Origin of the sequence: Pseudomonas sp. dw_358, assembly GCF_018449655.1 — a bacterium.
GTDB lineage: Bacteria > Pseudomonadota > Gammaproteobacteria > Pseudomonadales > Pseudomonadaceae > Aquipseudomonas.
Genome location: NZ_JAAVUX010000008.1, coordinates 181,247 through 197,999, shown reverse-complemented (window position 1 = coordinate 197,999; position 16,753 = coordinate 181,247). Strand labels below are relative to the sequence as shown.

The 16,753-nt window shown below is 57.8% G+C and carries 10 protein-coding genes and 2 pseudogenes; 2 read left to right on the top strand and 10 right to left on the bottom strand.

Annotated features, from left to right (window positions below; all coding sequences use genetic code 11):
* Positions 1-139: 139 nt before the first annotated feature.
* From HB675_RS14405 to HB675_RS14370, 7 genes and pseudogenes are all read right to left on the bottom strand, one after another.
* Positions 140-742, bottom strand: a complete 603-nt coding sequence (locus tag HB675_RS14405; RefSeq protein ID WP_213878998.1) for an SRPBCC family protein — start codon at positions 740-742, stop codon at positions 140-142.
* Positions 743-981: 239 nt separating this feature from the next.
* Entirely contained in the window at positions 982-1,629 is a 648-nt protein-coding gene (locus HB675_RS14400; protein ID WP_213878997.1) for a TetR/AcrR family transcriptional regulator, read from the bottom strand.
* An 833-nt stretch (positions 1,630-2,462) separates the two neighbouring features.
* Complete coding sequence (locus HB675_RS14395) at positions 2,463-3,512, bottom strand: hypothetical protein (RefSeq protein WP_213878996.1); 1,050 nt, start codon at positions 3,510-3,512, stop codon at positions 2,463-2,465.
* A 2,670-nt stretch (positions 3,513-6,182) separates the two neighbouring features.
* A complete protein-coding gene (locus HB675_RS14385) occupies positions 6,183-7,814 on the bottom strand; it encodes an ATP-binding cassette domain-containing protein (RefSeq protein ID WP_213878994.1) in 1,632 nt (543 codons plus the stop codon).
* On the bottom strand, positions 7,807-9,036 hold the full coding sequence (locus HB675_RS14380; RefSeq protein ID WP_213878993.1) for an MFS transporter: 1,230 nt from the start codon (positions 9,034-9,036) through the stop codon (positions 7,807-7,809). Before HB675_RS14380 ends, HB675_RS14385 begins: the two co-directional genes overlap by 8 nt.
* Before the next feature lie 58 nt (positions 9,037-9,094).
* Positions 9,095-9,403, bottom strand: a complete 309-nt coding sequence (locus HB675_RS25870; protein WP_345945772.1) for an isochorismatase family protein — start codon at positions 9,401-9,403, stop codon at positions 9,095-9,097.
* 62 nt (positions 9,404-9,465) lie between these two features.
* Positions 9,466-10,893, bottom strand: a pseudogene (locus HB675_RS14370) (SDR family NAD(P)-dependent oxidoreductase); the annotation flags it as partial.
* A 661-nt stretch (positions 10,894-11,554) separates the two neighbouring features.
* On the opposite strand from HB675_RS14370, the pseudogene HB675_RS14365 reads away from it, so the two are divergent.
* Positions 11,555-12,084 (top strand): annotated as a pseudogene (locus HB675_RS14365) (transposase); the annotation flags it as partial.
* A gap of 57 nt (positions 12,085-12,141) precedes the next feature.
* Here the strand turns inward: HB675_RS14365 and HB675_RS14360 are convergent.
* Complete coding sequence (locus tag HB675_RS14360) at positions 12,142-13,338, bottom strand: IS256 family transposase (RefSeq protein WP_213878990.1); 1,197 nt, start codon at positions 13,336-13,338, stop codon at positions 12,142-12,144.
* Positions 13,339-13,892: 554 nt separating this feature from the next.
* Positions 13,893-14,807 (bottom strand): LysR family transcriptional regulator, encoded by a 915-nt coding sequence (locus tag HB675_RS14355; RefSeq protein WP_213878989.1) that lies wholly within the window; start codon positions 14,805-14,807, stop codon positions 13,893-13,895.
* A 116-nt stretch (positions 14,808-14,923) separates the two neighbouring features.
* On the opposite strand from HB675_RS14355, the gene HB675_RS14350 reads away from it, so the two are divergent.
* Complete coding sequence (locus tag HB675_RS14350; RefSeq protein ID WP_213878988.1) at positions 14,924-15,367, top strand: carboxymuconolactone decarboxylase family protein; 444 nt, start codon at positions 14,924-14,926, stop codon at positions 15,365-15,367.
* 203 nt (positions 15,368-15,570) lie between these two features.
* On the opposite strand, the gene HB675_RS14345 is transcribed toward HB675_RS14350, so the two are convergent.
* Entirely contained in the window at positions 15,571-16,752 is a 1,182-nt protein-coding gene (locus HB675_RS14345; protein WP_213878987.1) for an FAD-binding oxidoreductase, read from the bottom strand.
* Position 16,753 lies beyond the last annotated feature (1 nt).

The following is a 16,753-nucleotide window of genomic DNA, read 5'->3' as shown; positions in this document are numbered from 1 at the left end:
GCAGGCATTTTCAGGGGGGGCAAGCGCTGCCTTTGGCAATCGATTGCTTCTGGCCGATTGCTGCTGTCTGGTCAGCGCCAGCCACCTGTCGAACCCTGTCATCACGGCGTTTTCAACTCGACTTTAGTCTGCCGTGGTATCAATCGCCGAGCTGTTCGCGCGTGCGATCCATGCATACTTTCATGTAGCCTCGCCAGAACAATGTCGCGAAAATCTTTAACGGGACGACCGCCAACGAGTTTTTGGCGTAGAAGGTATAGGTCCAGCGAACCTGAGTTTCGCCCGTCTGAGGCTCGGTAAACCACCATTGGCCTTGAGCATGAGTGGCAAGGTATTTGACAGCAAATGTGAATTCGCTCACTTGGTAGGCGAAATACGTCTCTCGATCAAATGCAGTCACCTGCTCGCGCGCTGTTCCGCCGTCCGTGAGCACGACATGCCGCCAGGATCCCGGTCGATCCCACGGCCCGCTCACGTCTCGCGTTGACACCACGCCTGGCAAAGGGCCATAGCCGGTCAGAACCTTTGGAAGCACATCTTCCGCGACAATGAAGTCGAATAATGTCCGCCGAGGTACGCTGAACGTTTCCTCAAGGGTAATGGATACTGGATGCATCTCTGTCTTCTTCGAGGTGGTGACAGGTGGGCCGCCCGGGGTATTGGAGCAGCCGTTCAGCAACATCGCCAGAGTCCCTGCGACGCAAAGACGTAGAGCCGCTTTATGAGAAGTGAAACGGCGCATGTCAGGGCTCTGTGAGATTGGACTGACATTATCTATCCGTCTGGGGTGCCCAACCATTCGCGTTCAGCCGTTGGCTGCAAGGCTAGAGTTATCGACGGTACAGCCTGCTCGCAAGCGCCAAATCGTAAGTTTTCTCAGGTTTTGCTGAATGTTCTGAAGTCTGTCAGCACGGCACCCGCCATGGACGGGGTACCTGATATGGCATGCCGAGGCATGACGGCCACAACTCTTTAACGGCTTTAGGCGGTGTCGTTGGCGTTTCGTATTGCGCAGGATTGCAGATGAGCGACCGCCATATTCACCAGCTGCCGTCGGATGAAATTCACCGCTTGGAGGCTGTAGTCATGTTCAAGCAATTCTTTGACCGGTCCCACCATCGCGCTCAACAACACAAGGGCAACCGTGGGAACATGCTCAAAATGTGCGTCATTGGCGCTCCTCAGTAGCTCGGCCACAGCGCACAGCATGCGATTGCGGGCGGCCAGAACCAATTCTGGACCGCCGTGGGCTTCACTGATGGCATAGAGCGCACTGGACGCTTCAGCGCGAATCAATTTGGCGTCGAGAAACGCGTTGGCGACTGCTGCACCCATTACCGCAGCAGAGGCTCCGTGGTTATGTTCACAGGCTTGCTCTACTGCTCGGGCCACGAGCTCAAGGTGGCGCTCCAGGACGCCAGCCAGTAGTGCGCGGCGATTTGGATAGTACTGGTAGAGGCTGCCAACCGAAACGCCCGCTCTTTCTGCAATGCGCGTGGTGTTGCAACGTTCGGGACCTTCAGTGATCAGCACTTGCAGGGTCGCCTCATAAATGGCTTCGAGGGTCGCCACAGAGCGGGCTTGAGCCGGACGTTTGCGTGGTCGGTCAGGGAAGTTGGCCGAGGTCATGGTCGCGGGCTCAATGATGACTGAAGGCGTTCATTCTACCGAACCTTGGAGAGTAAATTTAGCCTCTGTCGATTGAAGCGCTTTTACGTTCATCAGAAAGAATGTTCGCGCGATTCGAGACCGCGTCAAACGACAGGCTGCGCCTGGCCGGTAGCCGCCCACGTCTAGAGCCTCACTGAACCCCTGCAGGACCGAGCTCGCTCGAGAAAGCGACACCGCGTCGTGCCTGCGGTCGCTGGGCGTTTGCTTCCCGACCAAGGTCGGTCCTACAGGTCCGTGTTGCAGCTTAATGGCCGGTTCTGGCCGGTAGCAGCCTGTGGTGACTGGCCGCTATCAACTGTGAATTCAACCGGTGGACGCAACACATTGGCTAAATCTCTGAGCTGGCGTCTCATAGTTTAGTGTTTTCGTGGACGTAGATTCAGCATTCGGGCTACATCGTTGAGCTGCTCCTGTGTAGTGGTCTAATGAAACCTAGCGGCTGAGACCAGCGACATACCAGCAATTCTTGATGGGGGCGATGGTCTGCCATCGCTTGGACGCGCGCGCTGGCCGAGGAGTGGTTGCAGCATGTGGCTAATCCCGATTTTGGTTATTTAGCCCTGAGGGCCTTGCTGTAGGGATTAACTTATCGCTGTGCCCCGCCAGTGCCTTGGGCGGTTCAATTGATACCAGAGTCGGGTTTACTTATGGGCTGACGCGTTTACGCGTCTACAGCGATGGTGCGGTTGCCTATATCGTCGAGGACCTGTTCGAGCCTCGTGCCAAAGGGGAACCCAGTGCCCCAGGCTTTGCGAGCCGAGATCAGCGAAAATCATGAGGGTTTCTGTTGGCTAGTCTGTTTTAGCAATTACTTTAATTTGACCTTTGTCAAGGGTAAGGTTTGAGACGTCCACATTGATCATGGAGTCATACGACATCGTTACTATCTGCTCGTCGTTTCTTAATTTATCAGTGTTGCTCAGATCTAAAACTTCCACCTCTACAAGAGGGCGAGTGGCCGGATGTAGGCCGTAGCGATTCGGAATGACTGGTATAGATAGGTTGAGTGATCGCTCTCCGAAGACGGGGATGTCTGCTTCGCCTCGAAATAACGGAATTTGCAAAACTATATTGCTAAAACTAATTTGGAATAGCATGTAAGGGCAGTTGAAAGTGTTAGCTTTGCGTCTGGCTAGGAGGATGTGCACATATGGATATGGGTTCGGAAGATATATAGTGCTCTTGATGGCGTGGAACGCCGAGGCGGGCAAGAATTCCCAGTCGTCATGAGCTTTTTCGACCCATTTTCTAGATTCTGAAAACTGCTCTAAATGCTCATCTGGCATGATAGATATAGCAATTTTAGTTAGATATTTGAAAATTCCAGCCGGGACGTAAGGCGCCCTAGTAGTTTTGAAAGTTATAGTTTTTTGAGCTCGGTCGTATGTTACAGATCTACCTCCTGGGGCAGAACACACTTCAACAAGTCTTGTATGTTTTCCTTTTTGGATTGAGCCTCCCTTGAATTTTTCTTTTGGTAGGCCGTTTTTCCCCTTCATGTCGGTAAGGATTCGTTCTATTCCGAGATAGTTAGCAAGGTCGCTCTCTATAGTTCCGCCAAACTTATTATTGCAGATATCACACTCGTCTGTGGCTATGAGCTTGGTATTGCCAAGGAATTCCGGCACCGCATGGGGTACTAGTTCAAACGTGGTTGCATCTGGTCCCAGCCCGCAAAATCGACAAATAGGATTGTCCCCAGTCCCTTCAGCCCCTACCAGCATTTTCTGGCGCAGCTCGCCAGCAGCAATTGGCTCGTATTGATTGAGGAGCGCGTCGTTCGGCGATTGACCAAAGTAAGGTCGAACATGTGTCAGGTAGAAAGCGGTCAAATCGTCCATGATGGCACTCGGGCTCAAAAAAGATGGCCATCATGAGGCTGCACGTAGAGAAAGCCAAGCTCGTCATCAAGCAACAGATTTCACGGTGAGCACGAGATACGTATTGCCGTCAGTCGCCATTCATGATGATGCAACGCGTTGCCTGCTCTCTCCGTCGATCAAGCAGTTACTGAACCCAAAGCATTTCTGTGTAAGCGCCTTTTGCGCGCTTTTTAACTGAGTAGCCACTGTATTTATCTACGCGATGGTATCGCTCGACTCGGCTCAGAGTGTCAAGCCTCAGCGAGCATCGTTACACCTCGTACTTGAGTAGGTGTCAATCAATGCCGCAAAACCCACGGAGGCTGTCAATCTAAAGCTTTAGTATTGACTGTCAATCGGATTCCGAACGCGACTTTTGGCAGTCCCGTATTCATTGGTCTTGGGTGAGTCAATGGGGAATGGGCCTATGTGATAACAACCATTATTGGCCGGATGATCCGCTGGTGGCGCAGGCGACGGCTAGAGTGAAGCCGAGAAAATCCTGATAAGGGATGGCGGATGTAGCGGGCTGTGTTGCGGATCTACCTTCAAAAGTCATTGGGCCGTCATCCGCGAATCAGTACTCCCAAAATATCTTGTTCTGGATTTGTTAAGCAAAATTTAGCAGAGCGGCACATGTGCTGGTGAGTTTTTAAGTCTGATTGATTTATTTTTTGCATTTCGCTTTTTCAAACATCCTAAACACTATTAATCTTCCGTTTTTTGATTTTTTGTATTAATTGGGCGCTACCTTATCGCTCTTGTAGCTAAATTGTGCTCGGCGTCCAAGAAATAGGGTTTCGATTTGTTGCATTATTTTTTGTAGCTGGAAGCGAAAATGCTAGATGATACCTAATGTTTCAAAGGTCACGGGAGCGGCCATGAATACAACTCGACCTGTCTAGCTACTAATTTTGATAGTTGTAAAAGGTGTGGAGTGGTGGTAGCCGTCTCGCGGCGCGAGCCCGTCAATCAGATCAAAAGCATTTTCGAATTTTTACTCCTATACTACGAGTCCGCTGGTTCTGAAGAATTAGACATATAGTTTTACAATAAAAACAAAGACAGCTGCGTGAATTTATGAGGTGCGTATGACCTGTGAGTGCGTGAAGTGGTATGCCCAAATCGATGCTGCGCTTGATGAAGTCCGAGGACTAAATGATCTTGGGCGTATCCTTAGGCTGGAAGCTGTTGGAAGTCTCTTCCAGCAGGCAACCCTAGTCATGAAGTCATCGGTGCCGTTCACGCGCCCCAGCTTCTACCTAATGACAGGGGAAGGTCAGTCAGCGTTCCACCAAGGTAGCAACGTACAATTCTCTGGGCTTGAACGAGTAGCGAGTAGAAGCGTTGCTTCAGCAGATGTAGTGATATGGTCCCAAGCCTCATTATCTGGCGATAGCTTGCTCTGGGAGGAGCCAGAAAGCGAGTTAGGAGCGCACGGTATCACTTACGCGGCCATGGGTGCTGATAGTACGTTGTACTCCATCTCCTACACCCGGAATGGACCGGCAGTGACGGAGGGTGAGAAGGGAGCAGCCGCCTGGAAGCTCAGATATTTAAATGACTTGGTCCGGCGTTATTGCGTGGCTCTTAAGCTTTTTGAGTGTGGTGCGTCGGCGCTGACGGAGCGAGAGATTGAAATACTTCGGTGGACCGCGGAGGGGAAGTGCACATATGATGTTGCTGCGATCTTGGGGATATCTGGCAATACCGTCAATTATCATTTGAAGCAGATATCTAAAAAAATGAATTGTAACACGAAGCTACAGGCGGCTACTTATGCGGCAGCCATCAATATAATCTAGAGTTGGATGTCGCTTCCAAGTTTGGTCTTTTATTGGGAGGCTTGTGCTGACGGTGATCATGCTACTAATCTTGGTAGTTCCAGGAGCTCGTGTTCAGGCCTAGCCTGAAGTCTGTCGAAGTCAAGAGGCTAAGCTGTCGTTCGTACTGAGATTTAAAGTGCTAGCCAAGAATCGATGTTTTTAGTAAATCAGTTCATTGTTGACCATCCATCTGAGCCCGTAGGGCGGTGTATGCGGTTTGGTATATGTCACCCTAACTTGGTGGTCTCTCTGGAGCTACATGTCCTTATGTATTTTAGAGGTTCGCGGGATCGTATAGAACGCTGTTCATAGGGGTGTTGCTGCATTTGCATATCTCCTTCCCTGTTCGTAGTCTGACTTTGGACTGAATGTTTACGAGGCAACGTCACCTCGGTGGCAGGATCAATTTTGCGCCAGCGATAAAAAAGCGCCGGTGATGGAGTTGGAGCGGTGGATCTGGAACGACCATTTTCGTGGGCTTCCCCCGATTTCATTTCGGAAATTGCCATGCATTTTCCTCTCCCTGAATCAGGTGGCAGCGGTGCGCCGGGTATGAGACCGACGAACATCGGAGTTCCGGCCAGGTCGAAGCCTGCCCACGAGCGGCTGCCATAACGCTGGCACGATATATCGCCGGGCTCTCACATCCGGACGCCAAATGAAGAACTGGGCAATTAGCCTTGATTGCCCAGCTTAGCAACAGCGAAGTTATCTGAGGCGGGCGTGGGATAGTTCCCTGCACACGATGCCTTGAAGTGTAGGGTTGCAAATTCGGGAATTTGTTACCTTTTCATACCCGGAATCGTTATTAAGCCTGCGCTACTCACCGCCCGCCATAATCCCACGGCTCGTACCGCCACCCCGTTGGTTGCCAGATCACCCGGTGTGTCAGTTCTAAGGCGTCCAGAAAATGTGAGTCGTGAGCACTCACGATGAGCGCGCCCTTGAATTGTACAAGCAACTGCTCGACTGCTTCCAAGGCCGCGATGTCGAGATGGTTGTTCACTTCGTCGAGCAGCAACAGTTGCGTCTGTTCGGGGCCGCCTGCCAGCCAGGCGAGCGTTGCGCGCAGGCGCTCGCCACCACTGAGCCGACCGAATGGCGTAGCCATCTGCCGAGCGTCGAGCCCGGCGTTGGCGAAGACCTGGCGAAAGCGGCCCTCCCCGACAGTGCCCAGCTCATTGCGTAGCACCTGCTCGATACTGTGCTCGGGGTCGAAGGTTTGAGCGTGCTGGTCGATCAGGTGAGTGCGTAAGATATGCCGGGCGATGCCGCTGGCGGGCGCCAGTTGCCCGGCTATCACCTTCAGCAGGGTTGATTTTCCGCAGCCGTTCGGCCCAATCACCGCGACTCGCATCGGGCCGTGCAGGTTGAGATCGATGAAGCGGCTGTCGGGGGGGCCGTAGGGGAGCTCGCAGTGTTCGAGCGTGACCAATTGGGTCGCGTTGGCGACCAGGCCGGTCGGGGCGAGCAGTTGGCTTGGGCGTACCGGCTCGACGTTCGCATTGGCCTGGTCGACCCGTTCTCGCGCCATTTGGCTCAAACGCGCCTGCTGGATGCGCTGATGGCCGCTGTGCTGCTCGGCGCGCTCTGCCTGCGCATTGGCGACGATGGCCGGGGTGCCTGTGGCACGCGCCACCTTACGACCATGACTGGCACTTTGCACTTCGCGCTGGCGGGCCATGGTGATCTGCTGCTCGACGCTGTCGCGTGCCGCGCGTGCCCTGACCAGTGCAGCCTGTGCGTTGTCCTGCTCCGCCTGGCGCTGCTCGCGATAGTTGTTGTAGCCGCCGCTGTATTGAACCAGCGCGTCGCTGCGAAGCTCGAGGATACGATCAGCATGTTCCAGCAGCGCCCGGTCGTGGGAGATGACAATGCGGGTTTCCTTGCCTTGGCGCAGCTCTTTGCTCAACTGCTCGCGGGCCTGGCGATCCAGATGGTTGGTGGGCTCGTCGAGTATCAATACCCGCGCGCCGCCGAGGCGCAGACCGGCGAGCATCAGGCGTACAGTCTCGCCTCCGCTCAAGGCCTCGCTTGCGCGATCAAGCGGCAGATGGGCTAGGCCCAAGCGCGTCAGACGGGCGTGGATATCGCCCGGCAGGTTCCAGCGGTCGTCGATCAGGTCGAACAGCGCTGGGTCGCAGGCGCCCGCCTCGACCTCTGCCAAGGCCTGCAAAGCGTTATGTACCCCCAGCAGGTCGGCAACGGTCCCGTCGATAGGCCCGAGCCATTGCGGCAAATAACCGACACTGCCAGCACACTGGACTCTGCCTTCGCTCGCGGTCAGGCGACCCGCCATGATCTGCGCCAACATCGATTTGCCGCTGCCGTTGGGCCCGACGATGCCGGTGAACTGCCTGGAGAACGTTGCGTTGAGCCCCGAGAACAGCGGCCTGCTGTCTGGCAGGCGCAAGGTCAGGTCTTTGATGATCAAGGTGGCGTTGTCGCTACTCATCTCGATCTCTTCCCAAAACCAGGATGACCCAGCTCAGGGCCAGCGCAGCCACGCTCAACGAGGCCAGCAGCAGATTGCCCCAGGCGCCGATTATCCCGCCCAGCAACGCCGTGACGGCTGCGGCGCCGGCAGCCAGTGAAGCGGCGATGCCCAGCACCGTGCCACGCAAGCTTGACTGCTCGCATGCCAAGGCATGCCCGATTAAGGCAGTGTAGGCCACCCCATAGGCGATCGCGGCAAGCGCACCGAAAACCAGGGCAAGCGAGTTGCCGAGCGTGGCCGCTAGCAATGCGCAGCTTACCACCAGCACGAGGATGGCAGCGCGCGCGATCTGTGGCGCTGGATACCGGGTTTGCAAGGCTCCGGCCACCCAGATGAAGGCGATGCACATGCCGATCCCGACCACTGTTAGCAGTAGGCTGATGCTGCCTACGGTCTGGCTCTGGCGTGCGAGCATCCAGGGCAAGTACTGGTAAAAGAGATTCCAGCCGATTTGCAGCCAGAGCAGTGCAAACAATGGTCTGCGCGTGGCTGGCGAGGTGAAGCCGTTCAAGACCTGTCTGATCAGCGATGGGCCCATTGTTGCAGCCGGAGCTGGGGTAGAGGGCAGCAAGAAGGCCATCAACAGGCACAGCACGCTGAGGGTCAGCGCGACCTGCAAGGGCAGGAGCAGGCTTGCTCCCGGTGTATGAGCTGCTAGCAGGATGCCCGTGAGCGCGGGACCGGTGAAAAACCCCGCAGTCATGGCAAACATTACCCAGCCAATGCGTTTCATTGCGCTGTCGGGGGTCTGGACCAGCATGGCCTGTGCTACCGGGACGCTACCAGCGAAGGTGCCTCCCAGCAAGCGCCCGGCGATCAGCAAGCCCACGCTGCCCACGCTCACGGCCCAAGTGCTCAGGGTATACCCGGCGACCGACCCTGTCACCGCAAGCAGAAGCGTTGGGCGCCGCCCGATGCGGTCTGAAAGCGCACCCAGCAGAGGCGCGCCCACCATCATCGCAAAGGCGTAGCCTGCCAACAGCACGCCGTAGAGCCCGGCGGTCCGAGCGGCAGTAGGTGCGCTGCCGAAAACCACCCCCGCAGGGTCGCCCGGGTCGAGCAGCATCGGTAGCATCGGCAGCAGCAATGCCGTGCCCAGGCCGTCGATGAAAATGATCATCAGCAGGATCAAGGGCGCGGCCTTGGCAGTGGCGGGTGTCTGCGAGAGAACGGCGGTCATGGCTGGCTCCTTGCGAAAAAGGTGCGAGTGGGCATGGTGTCAGGTGCGGCAATCCGAGTCATTCGCCGTAGGTCCTCAGGTAGCGGCCATCGAGAAAGCGTTGGCTCAGCGCCAGGTAATCGCACCGCTCCGACTGCGCCATGGTTTCGAAGAACAACATCTCGCGGGTGATCAGTTCCACACCGTGGCGTGACATGCGCGAGAGCGCGACCTCGTGATCCAGGACGCTGCGGGACGCCACTGCGTCTACCACAACCGAAACCTGGTCACCGCGTGCGCGTAGCGCCAGTGCCGATTGCAGGATACACACGTGGGTTTCCACACCCGCGAAAATCCAGTGATTGCCGGGCGTAGCGGTACGGAAGATGTCGATCCCCCGTTCATCGAGCGCATTGAAGTGGCATTTGGAGAATGTTGTGCAAACACCTGCTGCCTTGCGTAGTCGTGCTGGCAGCGCGCCCAGCTTTGGAAGAACAGCGGGTCGAACATCTCGACATTGTCGATGAAGCCGCCATGGCGGGCATCGCTACGGCCCGCGGCGCTGGCATCGCTGTCATAGAACGCGCGCCAGTCCCAGCGTTGCGATGGGACGGGGCGCACTGCCAATCGCGCTTCTGCCAGCAGCGGCCACAATTCTTCCATGCTGGTAGCACCTGGAAAAGAGCCCGCCATACCGACGATGGCAATATCCTGCGCCCGCCAGTGCGGCTCGTCCTGGGTGTGAGCGCGCACATGTGGGGAGGGGGCTCGCCAAGTGAGCTCGGGAGGGGACTGGGGGGCCACCGCGGGCTCGGGCTGCAGTCCAATGATTGCCGCGCGAGCCTCTATGTAGGCCGACAGGCTCGAGACACTCGGGTGCTCGAACAGGATGGAGCGGGGGACTCTAGTGACCATGCCTGCCTCGGCCAGGCGGCGTTCGATCTCTGCGGCAATGCTGATCGCCGCGACTGAGTCAGCGCCATGATCCAGCACGTTTTCAGCCTCTGCGAGATTTTCCAGGCCAGTAAACTTGGCAATGGCTTGGCGCACCAGCAGCTTAGTATCCAGCGTTGGCGCGCGACTGGCTTTCGCCGCTTGTCGACCGGAGGGTGCCTCAGTCAGCAGCCTGCCAGCGTAAATCAAGGCGTCGGCGCAGCGGGCGGCAAGCAGCTCATCCAGCGCCGCCAGGGCTTTGTCAGGGGCCATAGGCAACAGCAGTCCGCGGTCCTGGCCCATCGCCATACCGCTCACATCCCAGATACCCCAGCCGATGGTTGACCAGCCCGTATGGCCTTGCAGGCATTGCCGCTCAGCCAGAGCATGCAGGTAGGCGTTGGCTGATGCGTAGGCCGTCTGTCCGGCCAGACCGACGGTTGCTGATAGCGAGCCGAACAGGACCACGCGGCGTATTGCCATCTCGTTCTGCAGATGCGCAAGGGCAAGGGCCGGCGCGATCTTGGTCTTCATGACCTTTTCCAAAGAGGAAGTCGTCTGCGATTGGAAAAGGCCATCTTCCAGATGACCGGCGAGGTGAAAGACGGTGTCCACCCGACCGTAGCGTTCATGGAGCGTCGAAAGCGTCTGTCGCAGGCTCTCGGTGTCCGTCGCATCGCCTTGGAAGTAGCCTGAGCAACCCAGCGCTTTCAAGCGCGAGCGTCGTTCATCGCTCAAGGGCGAGCGGCCCATGACGAAAACCGGTTGCTGGCCGACGATATGTTCCAGCAGGTGCTGGCCGATGCCACCCAAGCCGCCGATGATCAGCGCCGGCCCGTCCTGGCTTGTGGGTTCGTTCGCGAGCGGCGTTACTTGTTGGTGCAGATGAGCCACTAGGCGCTTGCCACCCTCGACTCGCAGGCGCCGAAGCCCTTCCTGCTGCATTAGCCCGCAGATGGTGAGTGACTGTGCCAGGCTCGCATCGCTTTCCAGCCAGGTGTGAGCCAGTTGTTCGGTTTCGTAGCGCAGGGATTGCAACAAGCCGTGCGCAGCAGCTGCGTCAGCGTTGGCGATACCGCTGAAAAGCAAAAGCTTCAGAGGCGTGCCCGTCGCCAGCAGCGCGGCGATGATGCGATGAATCGACTCAAACTGGCTTTGCGCCAGCTGCCATGGGCCAGAGGTTTCGGTTTCGGATACAGGCACCAGCACAGTGTCGCCCGCCGCGAGGGCGCTGCCTGCGATCCGGTCGGCATCGATCGGAATACAGCCGTCGGGGGTATCGCAGTGTTGGCCATCTGCTATTGCAAGCCACGTTCTACCGGTCGAGGCAGGGCTGCAAGATTCGGCAGACCATACGATTTTCGCGGTGTGGCAAGTCGAACGCTCGGCGGATTGCATGGTATTGCCTTCTGGCTACGGGCGGGAGCAGGAATGCTAAGGCAGTGGCTAGATGCAAGAAACTACAAGAGTTAGTAGGTGATTCATCGCGGAGTTTCTTCGTATATACGACTTATGACCAGACTGGGGCTGTTAGACAGTGAACGAGCCTCATAAAAGACAGAACACCGTTCCCCCTAAGATAAGGGATAGGCAAACGGGTATGTTTATGACTAACAGCAACGATAAGGGTGGCGAGCTGCTGGGCCAGGAACGCCGACGCCGCTGGAGCACCGACCAGAAGCTGGCCATGGTTCGCGAGAGCCTTGAACCGGGACAAAGCGTTTCCGTGGCGGCCCGACGCAACGGCATCAACGCCAGCCAGCTGTTCCTGTGGTGCAAGCTGTACCAGGACGGAAGCCTTTCGGCCGTCAGTGCCGGCGAGGCCGTGGTACCGGCGTCGGAACTGAACGATGCGCTCAAGCAGATCCGCGAATTACAACGGATGCTGGGCAAGACGACGATGGTAGCCGAAGTCCTGAAAGAGGCCGTGGAGATCGCCCGGTCGCGAAAATGGATTGCGCACTCACCCTTGTTGCGGGGGGACGACCAGTGAAACTGGTCAGCGAATGTCTCGGTGTGTCGCGCTCGCAATTAACGGTTCGAATCAAGCAATTGGTATCGTCCAAAGTACGGCGACGTCGGCACGTGAACGACACGGAATTGGTCGCTGAGATTAAGCAGCAAGTCAGCGAGTTGGATCGTGTCCCTAGAAGTGGTGTAACTCATCATGGCTCTGGCCAGTGAGTTTGCAGTTTAGTTGATCACAGCCGACAGCTTGGCCTGCGGATTATCGCTGACCGCCTCGAAGGCCTCCAACTGCATATAGCGCCGTTGCAGGCACCACTCGTCGTTCTGCTCCAGCAACATCGCCCCGACCAGCCTGGTGATCGCAGCGTCGTTAGGGAAGATGCCTACGACATCCGTGCGTCGTTTGATTTCTGCATTGAGTCTCTCCAGCGGGTTGGTGCTGTGTAACTGCTGACGGTGGGCTTTAGGGAAGGCCATGTGTGCCAGTACTTCGTCTTCGCTGCTGTCCATCAGCGCTGCGATCTTTGGATACTTCTCACGCAGTTGATCGGCGACCAAACGCCACTGCTGGTGGCATTCCTGGCGGTTGTCTTGAGCGAAGACCGTACGCAACAGGGCTGAGACCATACCGCGCTGACCCTTGCCGACGTGGGCCATGGCGTTACGCATGAAGTGCACACGGCAGCGCTGCCAAGTTGCATGGAAGACTTTTGAAACGGCTTTTTTGAGACCTTCGTGAGCGTCTGAAATCACCAGTTTTACTCCGCGCAGGCCCCGGCGCATCAGGCTTCGCAAGAAGTCTGTCCAGAACGGCTCGGCTTCGGAGGGACCAACCCGCATGCCCAGGATTTCCCGTCCGCCGTGGGTGCTCACGGCCACAGCAATTATTACAGCGACCGAAACGATACGGCCGGCCTCCCTAACTTTGACGTACGTGGCGTCGATCCAAAGGTAAGGCCAGTCGCCCTCAATCGGTCGATCCAGGAACGCATTAACGCGCTCATCGATCTCACCTGCAAGCCTGGATACCTGGCTTTTCGAGATGCCGGTCATGCCCATGGCCTCGACCCGTTCGTCGACCGAGCGCGTGGATACGCCCTGTATATAAGCCTCCTGAATCACTGCTGCCATGGCCTTCTCAGCAGTTCGGCGGGGTTCCAGAAAGCCTGGAAAGTAACTGCCTTGACGAAGCTTTGGGATCTTCAGGTCAACGTCGCCGGCTCGGGTTTGCCAGAGAGGGTCGCGGTATCCGTTGCGGCTATTTGTACGGTCAGGGCTTTTGACGTCGAAGCCGGCGCCGCACAAGCTTTCAACGTCGAAATCCATCATGCGCTGGGCAACGAACTGGATCATTTGCTTAAGCAGATCAGCATCTTCCCCTTTCTCAACCAACTCGGTCAATGCGATAGTGGGCTTGGTCATCGTGGTTTCTCTGGTGAGTGTTTGGTCTTCGTAAACTCAACAGTAGCCAAGAACCACGATGACCATCCTCTTTCGCCCTCGGGGCGCTTTCGGTTGGCTCAGTTACACCACTTCCAGGGACACGATCCCGTCGCACCGCTCTTGAATCTGACAGGTTGTAAGTAAAGTCAGGTGCGTGGGGATTTTTGTTTATCTGACGAGGCACCATGGACTTTTTTTTTGATGAGTTGATCGACAGGGCGATGTATCTGGGCGTGCATCAAGTGGCATACCCAATTGATATCTTCGGTATGGCCAGGTTGTGAGCAGAACACGCCTCCGACGATGCGGACTTTGAAAAGATACTTTCACTGGTTTCAGACCCCGAGAACCCTGTTACTCGTTGGGCCGCCATACGAGCCATGGTGATCCTGGGGGCTGCATCGGTGGCCAACGCTCACGAAACATTGAGCGTCAGGATGACGTTCGAGGATTTTCCCCTCGCCCGACAAGAATGACACAAAGCGCTGACCTTGAAGAAATCGGCTCGATCACTGAACAGGCCGATTCCAAACCTATACGCACCACAGCGGATCCTGCCCCATCGTCGCTGTCGCCCATTGCGTAAACGCCCGCACCCGCGCCGACAGCCGCCGTGAATAGGGATACACCAGACTCATCGGCATGCTTGGCACTTGCCAATCGGGCAAGAGCTGCACCAACCTGCCATCCGCCAGCAACGCCTGTGCTTCGCACAGCGGTACGGCGACAAAGCCCAATCCCGCTTGCGCCGCTGCCATGTAAGCGCCACCGCTGTTGAATCGCATCGCGGGGGTCTGTTCAATCAGCACGCTTTGATCACCGCAATTCAAACGTACCGGGTTCTGCCGGCCGCTGGCGGGAAACACAAAGGCTAGAAAGCGCAGCGGCGCGAGGTCTTGCGGGGTGTTGACCGGTAAATTTTCATTCAGGTAGAGGGGCGACGCGCACAGTACAAACCGCATCTGCCCGATGGGCCGGCACACCAGGTCCGGATCGGTGACCACGCCTCCGCGGATGGCGCAGTCGATGCCTTCCTGGACCAAGTCCACCACTCGCTCGCTGCAGCCCAGGTCCAGCTGAATATCGGGGTAGTCGCTCACAAAGCCAGGCAGTGCGGGGATCAGTAGAAAGCGCCCGACGGGCGAGGGCATGTCCACCTTCACTTTGCCGCGCGCGGCGGTGCGGGTTTGCAAGACGCTGGCTTCCAACTCGTCGACATCTTCCAGCACCGTGCGTGCGCGCTCGTAATAGGCGGCGCCGTCCGTGGTGGCGGTCACTCGGCGTGTGGTGCGGTGCAGCAGCTTCACACCCAGCTGGTTTTCCAAGGCCTGGATCTGGCCGGACAGCGTGGTTTTGGCTATCGCCAACGCCTCGGCGGCACGGGTAAAGCTGCCCAATTCAACAATGCGGCAGAACGCGCGCATGGCATCGAGTCGGTCAAAGGCCATGATTGTCCGGAAAGTCGTCTAATGCTTACGATATTAGCTCATTTATCAAAGTTTTCCAGACCAATAAAGTGAGTCCATCCCCGGTGATCAGCCGGGTCACTTTAGAGGAAGTCGCCATGAACCGCCCACGCGTCAATTATGCCCAAGTCGCCCCACATGCCTTCAAGGCCCTGCTGGCTCTGGAAAAATCGATGGGCGAATCGTCCCTGGAAAAATCGTTGCACGAACTGATCAAGATCCGCGCCTCGCAACTCAACGGCTGCGCCTACTGCATCGATATGCACAGCAGCGATGCCATCAAACTTGGCGAAACCCCGCGACGCATTCTTGCCCTGACGGCATGGCACGAAACCCCGTTTTTTACCGACCGTGAACGTGCTGCCTTGCGGTGGACCGAAACCCTGACCCTGCTGGCCGAAAAGGGCGCCCCCGAAGCGATTTACAACCAAGTGGCCGAGCAGTTCAACGAACGCGAATTGGCCGACCTCACCTTCGCCGTCGTCACCATCAACGCCTGGAACCGCCTCGGTGTCGGTTTCGCCATGCAGCCGGCGCAATGAACGGGGCCGCCTTTGTGCGATTCACCTCATCGTCGCTGGACGATGGTCCGGTGCACACCTACAAAGCCGGTGCATCCTGTAGGCGTTGGCTTTCACTCGAGGCAAGGTACTGTCTCCCGGCGCGACGTCGACCCTTCTGGTCAAGGCCAAGGCTGCGCTGAGCGGGGAGGGGCAGAAAGCCTGTGCCGTGCCGGCAGCCTCGCTCACTGAGCCGCAGGAAAGTGCGGCGAAACAATCTGCGCAAACGCCTCGGCACTCTTGCCCAGCAGTCGCTGGGGACGGAATTCGGCCAGCAGCGGCGAGCGGATGCCCGACAGAATCTCGTCGGCGATCAGCGGCCCGAGTGCGGGGGCGAGGGTCATGCCGCTGTGGGTCGCCGCCAGGTAGAGGCGGCGGTGCTCGGTGACGTAGCCCAGAGCAGGAAGCCCGTCGGCAGGCCGCGAGCGCTGACCCACCGCGATGCGCTCCAGACGCACGCCTTCGGCATTGCGCAGCACTTTGGCCATCCTGGCGAGCATCTCCCGGCCCACGTCGCTGTCGGTGTCGGGCACCTGGCTCGGGTCGGCCGTGGGATCGAGGTCCAGGGCTTGCAGCATCAGCCGTCCGCCGCCGTCCGGGCGCAGGTTGAGGTCCGGTGTGATCAGGTTGCAGCCCAGTTGCACCTGTGCAGGCGAGGTGTAGCCCAGAAAGCTGCAGCCGATGTGCCCGGGCTGGTCGGCGTCGACCATGGCCAGCTCGATCCCCAGCCGGCCCATCAGGTGACGGCTCCAGCGCCCAGTGGCGCTGACCGCATGATCGCCTCGCCAGTCGGAACCGTCCTGCAAGGACAGGCGCACGCCGCTGGCCGATTCATCGATCGCGACGACCTCCTGATGTTCGACAAGGGTCACGCCGAGCCGGAGCGCTTCGGCGCGCAGAAAAGCCACGAACAACGCCGGGTGGACCAGTGACTCGGTGGGAAACCACCACAGCGCGGTGCTCGTCTCGGGCAGGATCAGTTCGGGGACGAGCCGGGCCAACGCGGCCCGGTCCGCCGGCCGCACCGGGTAGTCCAGGGCCTTGAGCGCCTCGACCCGTTGTTCAAGTTGCTCGGTGCCGGCCGCGCCCGACGCCCACTCCAGGGTGCCGGTCTCTTCCAGCCAGCGTATCTGGCGGGGGTGCTCGGCTTGCAGTTGCTGATGGGCCTGCATGCCGGCGACGTTCAGCTGGTGATAGGCCAGCGGCGATTTACCGTTGGAGTTGACCCAGCCGAAGCTGATCTGGCTGGTGCCCGAGCCTGCGCGTCGGGCTTCCAGCAGGGTGACTGTCGCGCCCTGCAGCGCCAGGCTGCGGGCGATGGACAGGCCGATGACACCGGCGCCGATGACGGCGATACGCTGTTGCATC